Annotated in this window: 13 protein-coding genes; 12 read left to right on the forward strand and 1 reads right to left on the reverse strand. The window is 45.0% G+C overall.

Annotation, left to right across the window (positions count from 1 at the left end; genetic code table 11):
- Nucleotides 1-152 precede the first annotated feature (152 nt).
- The 12 genes from MHH56_RS14780 to MHH56_RS14835 all read left to right on the forward strand — a co-directional run bounded on the left by MHH56_RS14780 (nucleotide 153) and on the right by MHH56_RS14835 (nucleotide 11,814).
- Nucleotides 153-296, forward strand: a complete 144-nt coding sequence (locus MHH56_RS14780) for a hypothetical protein (RefSeq protein ID WP_179089831.1) — start codon at nucleotides 153-155, stop codon at nucleotides 294-296.
- The gene (pgsA, locus tag MHH56_RS14785; RefSeq protein WP_138751526.1) at nucleotides 293-868 is read left to right on the forward strand and encodes a CDP-diacylglycerol--glycerol-3-phosphate 3-phosphatidyltransferase; all 576 of its coding nucleotides are present in this window, start codon (nucleotides 293-295) and stop codon (nucleotides 866-868) included. Before MHH56_RS14780 ends, pgsA begins: the two co-directional genes overlap by 4 nt.
- Before the next feature lie 92 nt (nucleotides 869-960).
- Nucleotides 961-2,211 (forward strand): competence/damage-inducible protein A, encoded by a 1,251-nt coding sequence (locus MHH56_RS14790; RefSeq protein WP_339208980.1) that lies wholly within the window; start codon nucleotides 961-963, stop codon nucleotides 2,209-2,211.
- A 258-nt stretch (nucleotides 2,212-2,469) separates the two neighbouring features.
- Nucleotides 2,470-3,519 carry a recombinase RecA gene (recA, locus tag MHH56_RS14795; protein ID WP_054028920.1) on the forward strand — a complete coding sequence of 350 codons (1,050 nt, stop codon included), beginning with the start codon at nucleotides 2,470-2,472 and terminating at the stop codon, nucleotides 3,517-3,519.
- Nucleotides 3,520-3,598: 79 nt separating this feature from the next.
- On the forward strand, nucleotides 3,599-4,303 hold the full coding sequence (locus tag MHH56_RS14800) for a RecX family transcriptional regulator (RefSeq protein ID WP_339208982.1): 705 nt from the start codon (nucleotides 3,599-3,601) through the stop codon (nucleotides 4,301-4,303).
- Nucleotides 4,304-4,484: 181 nt separating this feature from the next.
- Nucleotides 4,485-6,029 (forward strand): ribonuclease Y, encoded by a 1,545-nt coding sequence (gene rny / locus MHH56_RS14805; RefSeq protein WP_076269209.1) that lies wholly within the window; start codon nucleotides 4,485-4,487, stop codon nucleotides 6,027-6,029.
- A gap of 89 nt (nucleotides 6,030-6,118) precedes the next feature.
- A complete protein-coding gene (locus MHH56_RS14810; protein WP_339208984.1) occupies nucleotides 6,119-6,913 on the forward strand; it encodes a TIGR00282 family metallophosphoesterase in 795 nt (264 codons plus the stop codon).
- Between the two features lie 137 nt (nucleotides 6,914-7,050).
- Nucleotides 7,051-7,311, forward strand: a complete 261-nt coding sequence (locus tag MHH56_RS14815; RefSeq protein ID WP_006036664.1) for a stage V sporulation protein S — start codon at nucleotides 7,051-7,053, stop codon at nucleotides 7,309-7,311.
- Between the two features lie 112 nt (nucleotides 7,312-7,423).
- Nucleotides 7,424-8,365, forward strand: coding sequence for a dipeptidase (locus tag MHH56_RS14820; RefSeq protein ID WP_339208987.1), 942 nt, complete (start codon nucleotides 7,424-7,426; stop codon nucleotides 8,363-8,365).
- 182 nt (nucleotides 8,366-8,547) lie between these two features.
- Nucleotides 8,548-10,305: a 2-oxoacid:acceptor oxidoreductase subunit alpha gene (locus MHH56_RS14825; protein ID WP_339208989.1), complete on the forward strand. Its 1,758-nt coding sequence runs from the start codon at nucleotides 8,548-8,550 to the stop codon at nucleotides 10,303-10,305.
- On the forward strand, nucleotides 10,283-11,149 hold the full coding sequence (locus tag MHH56_RS14830) for a 2-oxoacid:ferredoxin oxidoreductase subunit beta (RefSeq protein WP_076269213.1): 867 nt from the start codon (nucleotides 10,283-10,285) through the stop codon (nucleotides 11,147-11,149). Before MHH56_RS14825 ends, MHH56_RS14830 begins: the two co-directional genes overlap by 23 nt.
- A 92-nt stretch (nucleotides 11,150-11,241) precedes the next feature.
- Complete coding sequence (locus MHH56_RS14835) at nucleotides 11,242-11,814, forward strand: phosphate propanoyltransferase (protein ID WP_076269381.1); 573 nt, start codon at nucleotides 11,242-11,244, stop codon at nucleotides 11,812-11,814.
- A gap of 71 nt (nucleotides 11,815-11,885) precedes the next feature.
- Here the strand turns inward: MHH56_RS14835 and MHH56_RS14840 are convergent, their stop codons facing one another.
- Entirely contained in the window at nucleotides 11,886-13,379 is a 1,494-nt protein-coding gene (locus MHH56_RS14840; protein ID WP_339208991.1) for a DHA2 family efflux MFS transporter permease subunit, read from the reverse strand.
- Between the last annotated feature and the right edge of the window lie 124 nt (nucleotides 13,380-13,503).

Below are 13,503 nucleotides of genomic sequence, written 5' to 3' on the forward strand. Positions count from 1 at the left end.
AAGGCTTCGTTTCATCGGTTTCCGAGAAACGGGGCTTTTCGTTTTGGTAAAGCCATAGATGAAAAATGAGGCTTTAGCCGCTTTTGACACGTGTAATGGCATGTATTATACTTGTTTAGACAGCTTTACAGTTGGATCTGGGGGATACATAGATGAGAGAAAAAACACATGCGGTCACTCAAAGCTGCTTAACAAATGAATTGCAGCTGGGACAAAAATCTGATTTTTTTTACAAACAAAGGGTTCGCGTAACGCACACCTATGAGTTAGATCGATCTGAGGAGGGAATTGCGTGAATCTGGCGAACCGCATTACACTAGCCAGAATATTTTTGGTGCCGGTTATTATGTTTTTTCTGCTTATTAAAGTGGATTTGGGGTCGTTCACGATTTCTGACTTCTCCATTACATACAATCAAATTGCAGCGGCACTCATTTTTATTGTGGCAGCAAGTACAGACGGTCTAGATGGTTATATTGCAAGGAAAAACAAAATTGTAACTAACCTCGGCAAGCTGCTTGACCCTTTGGCGGATAAGCTTCTCGTGGCGGCAGTGCTCATTTCACTTGTTGAAATGGATAAACTTAATGCGCTGATTGCCATTGTTATTATCAGTAGAGAGTTTGCTGTTACAGGACTTCGTCAAATCGCACTTTTAGAGGGTTCTGTTATGGCTGCCAGCACTTGGGGGAAATGGAAGACGGCGATTCAAATTACGATGATTATCGCTCTCCTTATTAATAATTTCCCATTCAATTTTATTGATTTTCCATTCGATGTTATTGCAAGCTGGGTAGCAGCTGCTATTACGGTTTACTCAGGCATTGATTATTTCTTGAAAAACAAACATCTGATTCCGGTAGAATAATGGTAAAGCATCTTTCCGTCAAAAAGGGGAGATGCTTTTGCTTATATGGCTATAATTACTCATACATTTGAATATGAAGGAGAACTTGAATCATGAAAGCAGAAATTATTGCAGTCGGGACAGAGCTGCTGCTCGGGCAAATTGTTAACACGAATGCCCAATACTTATCGCAGAAGCTTGCAGAGTTGGGTGTAGACGTCTATTTTCAGACTGTAGTTGGGGATAATTCTGCTCGCCTGAGGCAAGCCATTGAGATCGGCAGAAGCCGAGCGGATTTGCTTGTTTTTACTGGCGGACTCGGACCAACACAAGATGATCTTACAAAAGATGTATTAGCTGATTATTTGAACCGTGAGCTGAGTATTCATGAGCCGTCTATGTCAGCAATTGAGCAGATGTTCAGCTCGCGCGGCATTCATATGGTGGAGAGCAATCGTCGTCAGGCTTTGATGATCGATGGCGGGGTTCCGTTGGAAAATACTACAGGCTTAGCTGTTGGCAACGGTTTGTCTGTTGATGGAACACTTTATTTGCTGCTGCCGGGACCGCCGCGTGAAATGAAGCCGATGATGGAAGATGCCGGTGAACGGTGGCTGCGTTCGATGATGGGAGAGGCCAATCCGCTTTATTCTCGCATTTTAAAGTTTGCGGGGATAGGTGAATCCAACCTCGAAGCTAAGCTTCTGGATCTGATTGATGGGCAGCTTGATCCTACGATCGCACCATATGCAAAGGAAGGCGAGGTTTCGATACGCGTATCGACCAAAGCGAGCTCTTCCATTGAGGCTGATCTGAAAATCGATAAAAGTGTGCAGCAGATTAAGGAGCGGGTAGGCGAATATTTGTATGCAGAGCAGGATATCCCTCTGGAGGAGGAGGTTATACACCTGCTGAGAGCCTCAAGACGCAAGCTGGCGAGCGCGGAAAGCATTAGTGGGGGTTTGCTTGCCGAGCTAATTACAAACGTTCCTGGAAGCAGTGGAGAGTACGTAGGAGGGGTTGTCACCTACACCAATATAATGAAGCATCATTTGCTCAGCATTCCGATGACTCAGCTTGAAGGCGAAGGGGCTCCTGGAGCGATTAGCGATTCGACTGCCGCTTTAATGGCAGAGCGGGTTCGAGAACTCTCCGATGCTGATTTTGGCGTTTCTTTGACAGGAGTTGCTGGTCCAGCACAATCAGAAGGCAAGCCAGTGGGGCTTGTCTATGTAGGAATTGCCGAGCGCGGCAAACCGACCGCTGTTCATACGCTGAATTTGAGTGGCGGCAGAGGCATGATCAGAATGAGAGCAGTAAAGTCTGCTTTGTATCGTTTGTGGCTTGCGCTGCAAGCACGGTAATTTTGCTGATTAGGAATGGCAGATGCATGTTTGGCAAATGGATGATTGCCATAAATAATGTTTGTCAATTGACGGTTTGACCGTTATAATAAAGCTTAGTTATCGGAAGAACCGTAGCGAAGATTACCTTTGCTGCGGTTTTTTTATGTCCATTTAAGGGGGCGAAGCGAAAAGGCGAATGTATGTTCGAAAAAATGCTTGTCAACCTGCCGGAAAAAAGGTATCATAAAATTATAAATAAAGAAGGATGTGAGTTTCTTGTCGGATCGTCGCGCTGCACTAGAAATGGCTTTGCGTCAAATTGAGAAACAATTTGGTAAAGGCTCCATCATGAAATTGGGAGAATCCACACACATGCAAGTTGAGACCGTGCCTAGCGGTTCGCTTGCTCTAGATATTGCTTTGGGAATAGGCGGATTACCGCGTGGACGGGTTATCGAAATATATGGACCAGAATCTTCTGGTAAAACGACAGTAGCTCTTCACGCGATTGCTGAGGTTCAAAAAATTGGCGGACAAGCTGCCTTTATCGATGCCGAGCATGCGCTTGACCCGCTTTATGCAAGCAAGCTTGGTGTAAATATTGATGAGCTATTGCTTTCGCAGCCTGATACAGGCGAACAAGCTTTGGAAATTGCCGAAGCTCTTGTAAGAAGCGGCGCGGTAGATATTATCGTTATTGACTCCGTTGCGGCACTCGTACCGAAAGCTGAAATCGAAGGCGATATGGGTGATTCTCACGTAGGTCTTCAAGCTCGTCTGATGTCTCAGGCTTTGAGAAAGCTATCGGGAGCAATTAGCAAATCGAAAACAATTGCGATCTTTATTAACCAATTGCGTGAGAAAGTCGGCGTTATGTTCGGTAACCCCGAGACAACACCAGGCGGACGCGCATTGAAATTCTACTCGAGCGTACGTCTTGACGTTCGTCGTATTGAGACGCTAAAGCAAGGCAATGACATGATAGGTAACCGTACTCGTATTAAGGTTGTTAAGAACAAGGTTGCTCCACCGTTTAAGCAAGCTGAGGTGGACATCATGTACGGCGAAGGTATTTCCAGAGAAGGTACGCTTGTTGATATCGGTGTTGAGATGGATATCGTTCAGAAGAGCGGAGCATGGTTCTCTTACAATGGCGAGCGTCTGGGCCAAGGTCGTGAGAATGCGAAGCAGTATTTGAAAGATCACAAGGATGTTGCCGAAGTTATTGAAAAGCAAATTCGCGATGCGAGCAACTTGTCTGCAGCAGCAACTCAGGCTAATTTCAAACCTGATGAAGACGATGAAGAGTTCGAAGATCTAGAATAAATTGTCCGGCAATTATACGTGTTGATGCTTCGCCGTCCTGTTAGGGACGGCGAAGCTGTGTTTAGAGAGGATGTACCGTATGACCCAAAGGCATTCAAGAACCGAAGAAGAATGGATGATATTATCCGTTAAGCAAGACAAAAAAGAACGGAAATTATACCATCTCTTTGCCGAGTCAGAGAAAGCTATACTGTCCGTGCATGAAGATATATTGATTCGTTATCGATTGACCAAGGGACAACTTGTAACCGAAGCTCAGGCCGATGAAATACGAATGGAAGATGAGCGCTATCGGGGATATATAATGGCTATCGCTTATTTGGGAGCTAGACCGCGAACGAGAAAGCAGATTGAGCAATATTTGAATCGCAAGTTTTTTGAAGCTGACAATATTCAGTATGCCCTTGACCGTTTAGAAAGAGAGCATATTGTGGATGATGAACAATATGCACGCCAATTTGCGACCAGCCGACTTAAGAATCGCTTAAAGGGTCGACGGTTCATTCAACAAGAGCTGCAACAGCGAGGCGTGTCGAAAGAAGCCGCAGCAGAAGCAATCGGTTCACTGGACCAGAAAGTGGAATTAGCATCTGCTAAGAAGGCTGCGGAGAAGAAATGGCGATCTTTAAAAGGCGAACCATTTGAGAAAAAACGTAAGCTTATGGGGTATTTAATGCGCAGCGGCTTTCCGGGAGATATCGTGAAAGACGTGATAAAGTCGATCGATCTGGATGGGGAAGAAGACTCATTCGAGGAAGATGATGGGCTTTTGCTTGACAATTGATTTTACGAAAAGATAAAATGAGGTTGTATTCCTTCATTATTGAATCAATTTTCCTTCCAAAAGTTGATTCAATACGATTATTTTCGTCAAATTAGTAAATGTTTAAACGGTTTGAAGCCGGTTGAAAACCTAATATCATCCCAAGCAGTGCCTTGGTGTATGCAACAAGGAGGTGAACAAGATGCCTAATGAGATCATTTGGATCTTGATCTGTCTCTTTGTTGGCGCAATATTCTTTGGGATTGGTTATTTTATTCGAAAGTCGATTGCCGAGGCCAAAATTTCAAGTGCTGAGCAGGCTGCTATTGTAATCGTAGAAAATGCGAAAAAAGAAGCGGAAGCTCAGAAGAAAGAAACTGTGCTAGAGGCAAAAGATGAAGTCCACAAACTTCGTTCCGAAGCCGAGAGAGACATTCGTGAACGTCGCAACGAGGCTCAACGTCAGGAAAGACGTTTGCTCCAAAAAGAGGAGTCGCTGGATAAAAAGTTAGAAGCGCTAGAACGCAAAGAAGAAACTGTAGCCAACAAAGAAAAACGGATCGAAGAAACGCAAGAGCAGATCGACTCCATTTACAAGCAACAGTTAAGTGAATTGGAACGTATATCGAGTCTGACAACGGAAGATGCGAAATCGATCATTTTATCCAATGTTGAACAGGAAGTACGACATGAGACAGCACAGATGATTAAAGAGATCGAGCAGCAAGCGAAAGAAGAGGCCGATAAGAAAGCCCGTGATATTATATCACTAGCTATTCAGCGCTGTGCGGCAGATCATGTGGCTGAGACGACGGTTTCCGTCGTAACCTTGCCTAATGAAGAAATGAAAGGCCGTATTATTGGGCGTGAAGGCCGTAATATCCGTGCTTTGGAAACATTGACTGGTATCGATCTTATTATCGACGATACACCGGAAGCGGTCATTTTATCTGGTTTCGACCCGATAAGACGCGAAATTGCCCGCACTTCTTTGGAAAAGCTTGTGGCTGACGGTCGTATCCATCCTGCCCGCATTGAAGAAATGGTTGAAAAATCTCGTAAAGAAGTGGATGAGCGTATCCGTGAATACGGTGAGCAAGCTACTTTCGAGGTTGGCGTTCATAGCTTGCATCCGGATTTAATCAAGATTTTAGGTCGATTGAAATATCGGACAAGTTATGGTCAAAACGTGCTGAAGCACTCAATGGAGGTCGCTTACTTGACTGGATTGATGGCAGCAGAGCTTGGTCAAGATGTTACGCTCGCAAGGCGTGCAGGCTTGCTGCATGATATCGGTAAAGCGCTTGACCACGAAGTTGAAGGATCACACGTTGAGATCGGCGTTGAGCTCGCTAAGAAATACAAGGAGCATCCTGTCGTTATTAACAGTATTGCCTCCCATCACGGTGATACGGAAGCCACTTCCGTTATCGCGATGCTCGTAGGAGCAGCAGATGCTTTGTCCGCTGCACGCCCAGGAGCTCGTCGTGAAACGCTTGAAACGTATATCAAACGTTTGGAGAAGCTTGAAGACATTTCCGAATCGTTTGAAGGCGTTGAAAAATCATACGCGATCCAAGCTGGCCGCGAAGTGCGCGTCATGGTGCAGCCAGAGAAAATCGATGATACAGAAGCATTCCGACTCGCTCGTGATATTACGAAAAAAATCGAGAGCGAACTTGATTATCCGGGACATATTAAAGTTACGGTTATTCGTGAGACACGCGCGGTTGAATATGCAAAGTAAGTAAACAAAAAAATATAAGCTTTTCAGAAAAGTGGCTGCTAGTTAGCCACTTTTCTGTTTGCAGGCGTACAAAAAAGGAAGTGTAATGAATGAACGTATTATTTATCGGTGATATTGTAGGCAATGTAGGAAGAAGTGCGTTAAAGCGAGTACTGCCAGCACTTAAAAGTAAATATAACCCTCATATTATTATTGCGAATGGCGAGAATGCCGCTGCTGGTCGTGGGATTACAGCAACCATTGCTAAGGAATTTTTCGAATGGGGAATCCATGGCATAACGATGGGCAACCATACGTGGGATAATAAAGATATTTTTGAATGGATCGACGACGAGCCGCGCTTGGTTCGCCCAGCAAATTATGCAGAAGGCGCTCCTGGACAAGGCATGGCTTTTATTAAGGCTGGCGGAAAGCAGCTCGCTATTATTAACTTGCAAGGCCGCACCTTTTTACCGCCAATCGATTGTCCATTCCGCAAAGCAGACGAATTGATCGAAGAGGCAAAAGAGCAAACGAACAATATCCTTGTTGATTTTCATGCGGAAGCAACCTCGGAGAAAATCGCGATGGGATGGCATCTCGATGGCAGAGCTTCTATCGTGCTTGGCACACATACGCATGTACAAACGAATGATGATACGATCCTGCCTGGGGGCACGGCTTACATAACAGATGTTGGCATGGTTGGCCCTAAAGAAGGGGTGCTTGGCATGGAGCGAAACGCCGTTTTGCATAAATTTATTACGCAGCTGCCGGTTCGTTTTGTAGTGGATGAAGGAAAGTGGCATTTGCATGCAATCTCTGTTCAAATCGATGATGCGACGGGACAGGCACGGAAAATTGAGAAAATTCGTCTTACGGAAGATGAATGGCTTCTGATGTAATACTATGATTCTAGTGAAAGTTCTGACAATTCAGAACAGTTTGTTAATATGCGGAATAAAAGCAGGAATTTTTTAAACTCCCTCGAATACTATTTAAAAGTGGAATCCATCCAACAGTCCAAGGGGAGGTTCTTTTTATGGATGTATTAAAAGTTTCAGCAAAGTCCAATCCAAATTCCGTTGCAGGTGCGCTAGCTGGCGTTCTTCGTGAACGTGGTGGTGCGGAGCTGCAAGCCATTGGTGCTGGTGCGTTAAATCAAGCGATCAAAGCAGTTGCGATTGCTCGTGGATTTGTCGCTCCCAGCGGGGTGGATTTAATTTGTATACCGGCTTTTACTGACATTGTTATTGATGGGGAGGATCGAACAGCAATCAAATTGATTGTTGAACCTCGGTAGCAAGTCCAAGCGGCGTTATGGTGTAAGCCAATTGGATTAAAAAACAATCGTTCGCCTGTTTACGTCGTAGACAGGTTTTTTTGCTGCAAATTATAAACGGTGAGGTGCGTCTATGAAAGTGGTAGATTTCCATTGCGATGTGCTATGCAAACTGTTGATTGATGAAAATTTATATTTTCAAGGCAATAAGCCCGGCAAATTAGATGTTACATACGAGCGTTTAAAGGCTGCAGGAACGATCTTGCAAACTTTTGCAATCTATATTCCACAATCAATGAATGGTCGACTAGAGCCGATTTTGGAGAGTATAGATCGTTTCCACCAGATGGTATTAAGCTGCGAGGACATGGTGTGGGTAAGGACAACCCATGACTTGGATTCTTGTATTAAGGATGGAAAAATCGGAGCATTACTGTCGCTTGAAGGTGTTGATGGTCTTCAAGGACAAATGTCGCTGCTTCGCATTATGCATCAATTAGGGATACGTGCAGCTGGAATGACATGGAATCATGCGAATTGGGCTGCGGATGGAGCGATGGAGCAGCGTGGCGGGGGCTTGACCGCAAAAGGGAAATTGCTAGTAGAAGAATGCAATAATTTGGATATACTAATAGATGTATCACATTTATCTGAACGTGCGTTCTGGGATGTTGCTGAGCTTTCCAAGAGACCGATCCTAGCTTCTCATTCAAATGCAAGAGCAATCTGTGATCATCCGCGAAATTTGAGGGATGCCCAAATTGAAAAAATAATTGAGATGCATGGAGTAGTAGGGGTTACTTTTGTGCCTTGGTTTGTATCCAGCGCAGAAGTCGTTGTCATCGATGATTTATTGCGTCATATTGAGCATATTTGTGAGCTGGGCGGAGCATCGCATATTATGCTCGGCTCTGATTTTGACGGAATTGATAGCTATATGAAACAATTAACGCATCCTGGAGAACTCGTTAATCTTCAAGAGGCACTTCTTAAACGATATTCTGAGCAGCAAACCGAACAGTTTATGTCCGGCAATGCACTTCGTTTTCTTAGGGAAAATCTCCCTTTTAACTAAAATGAATTCGATCTATTTGCGGTATGGGATTGATCGAAACAAACTATGCTTATATTAAGCGTTTACATCTTGATTTTTATAGATATGCGCTTTAAACTTGTTGTGACTGTTATGAATTATACTATATAATTACTTGATGAAATAGAATATTGCACGTTTTAGACAAAGAGGAGTTGGGCATTTTGATTAGTCAATTGTCTTGGAAGATCGGGGGACAACAAGGTGAAGGCGTCGAAAGTACAGACCGGATTTTTTCCACGGCGCTAAACCGTTTAGGCTATTATTTATATGGATATCGTCATTTCTCCTCGCGGATCAAAGGCGGACATACGAATAACAAAATTCGTATAAGCACGAAGCCGATTCGTGCTATTTCGGATGATTTGGATATTTTGGTTGCTTTTGACCAAGAAAGCATTGATTTGAATGCGAAGGAATTGCGTCTAGGCGGCGTTATCGTTGCAGATGCAAAGTTTAACCCAACGATACCTGAAGGCATAGATGCTAGACTGTTTGCTGTTCCGATTACGAAGATGGCTGAGGAGCTAGGCACTTCATTAATGAAAAACATGGTTGCCTCAGGCGCTTCTTGGGCGCTTCTTGGTCTTCCGCTTGAAGTATTCAATAAAGCGGTTGAAGAAGAGTTTGGACGCAAAGGCGCAGCTGTTGTAGAGAAAAATATCGAAGCGGTAAAAAGCGGCGCTGAGTTTGTGCTGGAGCAAGCGGGCGGACCGCTTGACGAATTTAAGCTAGATGAGGCGGATGGGCAGCAGAAGCTGTTCATGATTGGCAATGAAGCAATCGGTCTAGGCTCTTTGGCAGCTGGTTGCCGTTTGATGGCGGCTTACCCGATCACACCAGCTTCCGAGATTATGGAATATTTAATTAAAAAGCTTCCGAAATTCGGCGGAACAGTCGTGCAAACGGAGGATGAAATTGCAGCGGTAACGATGGCGATTGGTGCAAACTATGCTGGCGTTCGCACAATGACCGCTTCTGCGGGTCCTGGACTGTCCCTAATGATGGAGGCTATTGGTCTTGCAGGCATGACAGAAACACCGCTGGTCATCGTTAATACGCAGCGTGGCGGTCCTTCAACGGGTCTACCTACGAAGCAAGAGCAATCGGACTTGAACGCAATGGTTTATGGCACACATGGAGAGATTCCAAAAATCGTCATTGCTCCTGCATCGATTGAAGACTGCTTCTACGATACGATTGAATCGTTCAATTTGGCTGAGGAATATCAAGTACCGGTCATTCTGATGACCGATTTGCAGCTGTCGCTCGGCAAACAATCCTGTGATCAGCTTGATTACAGCAAAATTGAAATCAAACGCGGCAAACTAGTCGAGAATGTGCCTGCCCTTGAAGGCCACGACTTGTTTAAACGCTATGAGCTAACAGAAGACGGCATTTCCCCTCGTGTATTGCCTGGCGAGAAGGGCGGTCTGCATCATGTGACAGGCGTAGAGCATGATGAAACTGGACGTCCATCGGAGAATGCAATGAACCGTCAGCACATGATGGATAAGCGATTGAACAAGCTGAATGATATGTACATTCGTGAAGCTATTCGTGTTGACGCGCCTCATGAAACGCCTGATTTGCTTATTATCGGTATGGGTTCTACTGGCGGCACGATTGATGAAGCTAGAAGCTTGCTAACTCTAGATGGCGTGAAAACGAACCATATCACGATTCGTCAAATTCATCCGTTCCCAACTAAACCTCTGCTTCCTTACTTGCAAAATGCGAAAAAAGTAATTGTCATCGAAAATAATGCAACCGGACAGCTGGCAGGACAAATTAAAATGCATGCTGGTTTTGCAGAAAAAATCGATAGCTTGCTTAAATACGACGGTAACCCATTTTTACCTTCCGACGTTCACAAAGCATGTAAGGAGTTGAGTTTAGATGGCAACGTTCAAAGAGTTTAGAAATAATGTAAAACCTAACTGGTGCCCGGGCTGCGGAGACTTTTCTATTCAAGCGGCGATTCAACGTGCAGCAGCTAACGTAGGACTAGAACCTGAGAACCTAGCGGTTATATCAGGTATTGGATGTTCAGGCCGGATCTCTGGCTACATTAACGCATATGGCTTCCATGGCATTCACGGCCGCGTGCTGCCTATCGCACAAGGTGTAAAGCTTGCTAATCGCGAGCTTACCGTAATCGCTTCAGGCGGAGACGGAGACGGCTTCGCTATTGGTATGGGGCACACGGTTCACGCGATCCGTCGCAACCTGAATGTGACTTATATCGTAATGGATAACCAAATTTATGGCTTAACCAAAGGTCAAACTTCACCGCGCAGCGCGGAAGGCTTCAAAACAAAATCGACGCCGGAAGGCTCGATTGAGTCGACGCTGTCACCGCTTGAGATTGCGTTGTCTGCGGGTGCAACATTTATTGCTCAATCATTCTCGAGTGATTTGAAGCAGCTGACGAAATTAATCGAAGAGGGAATCAACCACGAAGGTTTCTCCTTGATTAACGTATTCAGCCCATGTGTTACCTTCAACAAAATCAATACGTACGACTGGTTTAAGGAAAATATCGTGAACTTGGAGCAATTCCCTGATTACGATCCAACAAACCGCGTGCAGGCGATGAACAAGATTATGGAAACAAACGGCATGCTTACAGGACTTATCTATCAGAATAAAACGCGTAAAGCCTATGAAGATTTGATTACAGGCTTCAAGCCCGAGGCTCTAGCTAAGCAAAATATCAAAATCACCCCAGAAGAATTCGATAAGCTTGTTGCCGAATTTAAATAAGTGGTATGATAAGCATGCGGCCAAAAGGCCGTATGCTTTTTCTTTCAACTCTGTGGAAAACAACAAAATTAAATCAGGAGAGTGACAACATGATACATAGAGGAGTACCAATCGGAGTATCTGCAAGACATATTCATTTATCACAGGAGCATGTTGAAATATTGTTTGGGGCAGGTTATGCGTTAACTGAAATGAAGCCATTGTCTCAGCCAGGACAATACGCTGCTAATGAAACGGTTGCGGTTGTGGGTCCAAAAGGAACATTTGGAAAAGTGAGAATTCTCGGACCTGCACGGAAAGAGACGCAGCTCGAAGTATCGCGTACGGACGCATTTGCGTTAGGCGTTAACCCGCCAGTTCGGGAATCAGGTAATACAAAAGGCTCTGCAGGCATTAAGCTTCAAGGACCTGCTGGAGAGGTTACAATCGAAGAGGGCGTCATTGTAGCGGCTCGTCATATTCATTTCCACACAAGCGATGCTGAGCGGTTTGGTATTGCGGACAAGCAGTCGCTGCGGGTTCGTTTCGCTGGCGAGCGCGGTGTCGTATTCGAAAATGTTGTTGCACGTGTATCTGATCAATTCGCACTTGATATGCATATCGATACAGATGAAGCAAATGCAGCAGGCGTGAAAAACGGAGATATGGCTGAAATCATAGATTAGTCAATAAAAAAACAGCTTCCCTGTCGTCAGAGACGATGAGGAAGCTGTTTTTTTTGTTTGGAAAGATGGAATTAATGTCCCATCATCATGGATACTTCAGGTTTATTCTCAGCATTGGTGCCATCTTCTTGCTTCGGTCTGCGAAGCAGGAAGGCTGTGAGGGCGCCAACGATTGAAATGGATGCCAAGATGAAGAACGTATCCCCGTAAGAGGAGTATACTACATTTGGTCCTGGGTTAGTTACACTGTAATGCTCTACTCTGCTAGCGAGAATCGTCGACAAGCCAGCGATTGCAAAGGAAGTCATAACCTGCTGCGCAGCTGCGGTCAGCGAGGTTACGCGGCTAACGAGCTCCTTAGGAGCGGATTGCATAATATGTGTGTTAAGCGGCATCATCGACAAGCCCATACCTGCACCGAGAAGAGCAATCGGAATCATAAGAGTGAGAAGAGTCGTGTCCGTTGAAAGCTGGCTAAGGATGAAGCCTGCAATCGTAACAATGGATAAACCGGCAATGACGATTGGACGAGCACCGAAACGGTCAAATAGCTTGCCGCCGATCGGCATGAAAATACCTGCCGCTAAAGCTTGTGGAAGCAAAATAAGTCCAGTATCAAATGCGGAGTAACCTTTGGCGATTTGCAAGAAAATCGGAATTAAGAATAATGTTCCGAATAATGCGATTTGAACAATCCACTGCAAAATAATGCCGCGTGTGAAATTGCTTGATTTAAAGACGCGAAGCTCAAGCAAAGGCTCCTTGCGCTTCAGTTCTATGATGATGAAGAGGATAAGCGAAATACCGCCTACGATCATACCGATCAAAGCTTCAGGCGAGGTCCAGCCGCTGCCTGCGCCGCCTTCACCGCCGCCAGCAGAGCTTACGCCATAAGCAAGACTGGCAAAAGCAAGTGGGGCAAAAATCATACCTAAAAAGTCTAGGGAAGGAACATGTTTGCGTTCAATTTTTGGCAAGGTGCGAAGCCCTACGATAACGGCAATGACACCAATCGGTAGATTGATAATAAATATCCAATGCCAAGATACATAATCAACGAGCCAGCCTGCTACTACAGGTCCAAGAGCGGGAGCTAACAGCATTGGAATACCGATCATACCCATAACTGCTCCTTGTTTGCCAGGAGGGCTGAGTCTAAAGGTAAAGGCCATTGCGATTGGAGCAACCATACCGCCGCCAAGACCTTGAATGATACGGAATACGATAAGCTGTTCAGCGGTTGTTGCTAATGCACAAAGACCGGAACCAATCGTAAACATAATGATTGAGAACAAAAAGACTTGTTTGGCGCCAAAACGATCTGACATCCATCCCGCAAGCGGAATAACAGCAGCCTGTGCAAGTGCATAACCCGTAATGGTCCACTGAACAAGCGACATCGAGCTTTTGAAGTCGGCCATTAAGCCTGGCATAGCGACATTCATTGCGGTGCCGTCCAAAATAACCATGAACATACCGACGATAATGGCAATCAGCGGTGCAATAATATTGCGCATGGACATCGGATCACCAGCAGGTGCTGCTTTTTTTGAAGCTGAAGCCATTTTATTTCCTCCTATCCAAATATGAGGGTCTATCCAACTATTGTTGACCTCTGCATACCAGCAGGCTACAATAAAAGGTGACCGCTTCTATGAGCGGACAATTGTCCGCATTACTGAATAATAA

The organism is Paenibacillus sp. FSL K6-3182 (assembly GCF_037976325.1).
Taxonomy (GTDB): Bacteria; Bacillota; Bacilli; order Paenibacillales; family Paenibacillaceae; genus Pristimantibacillus.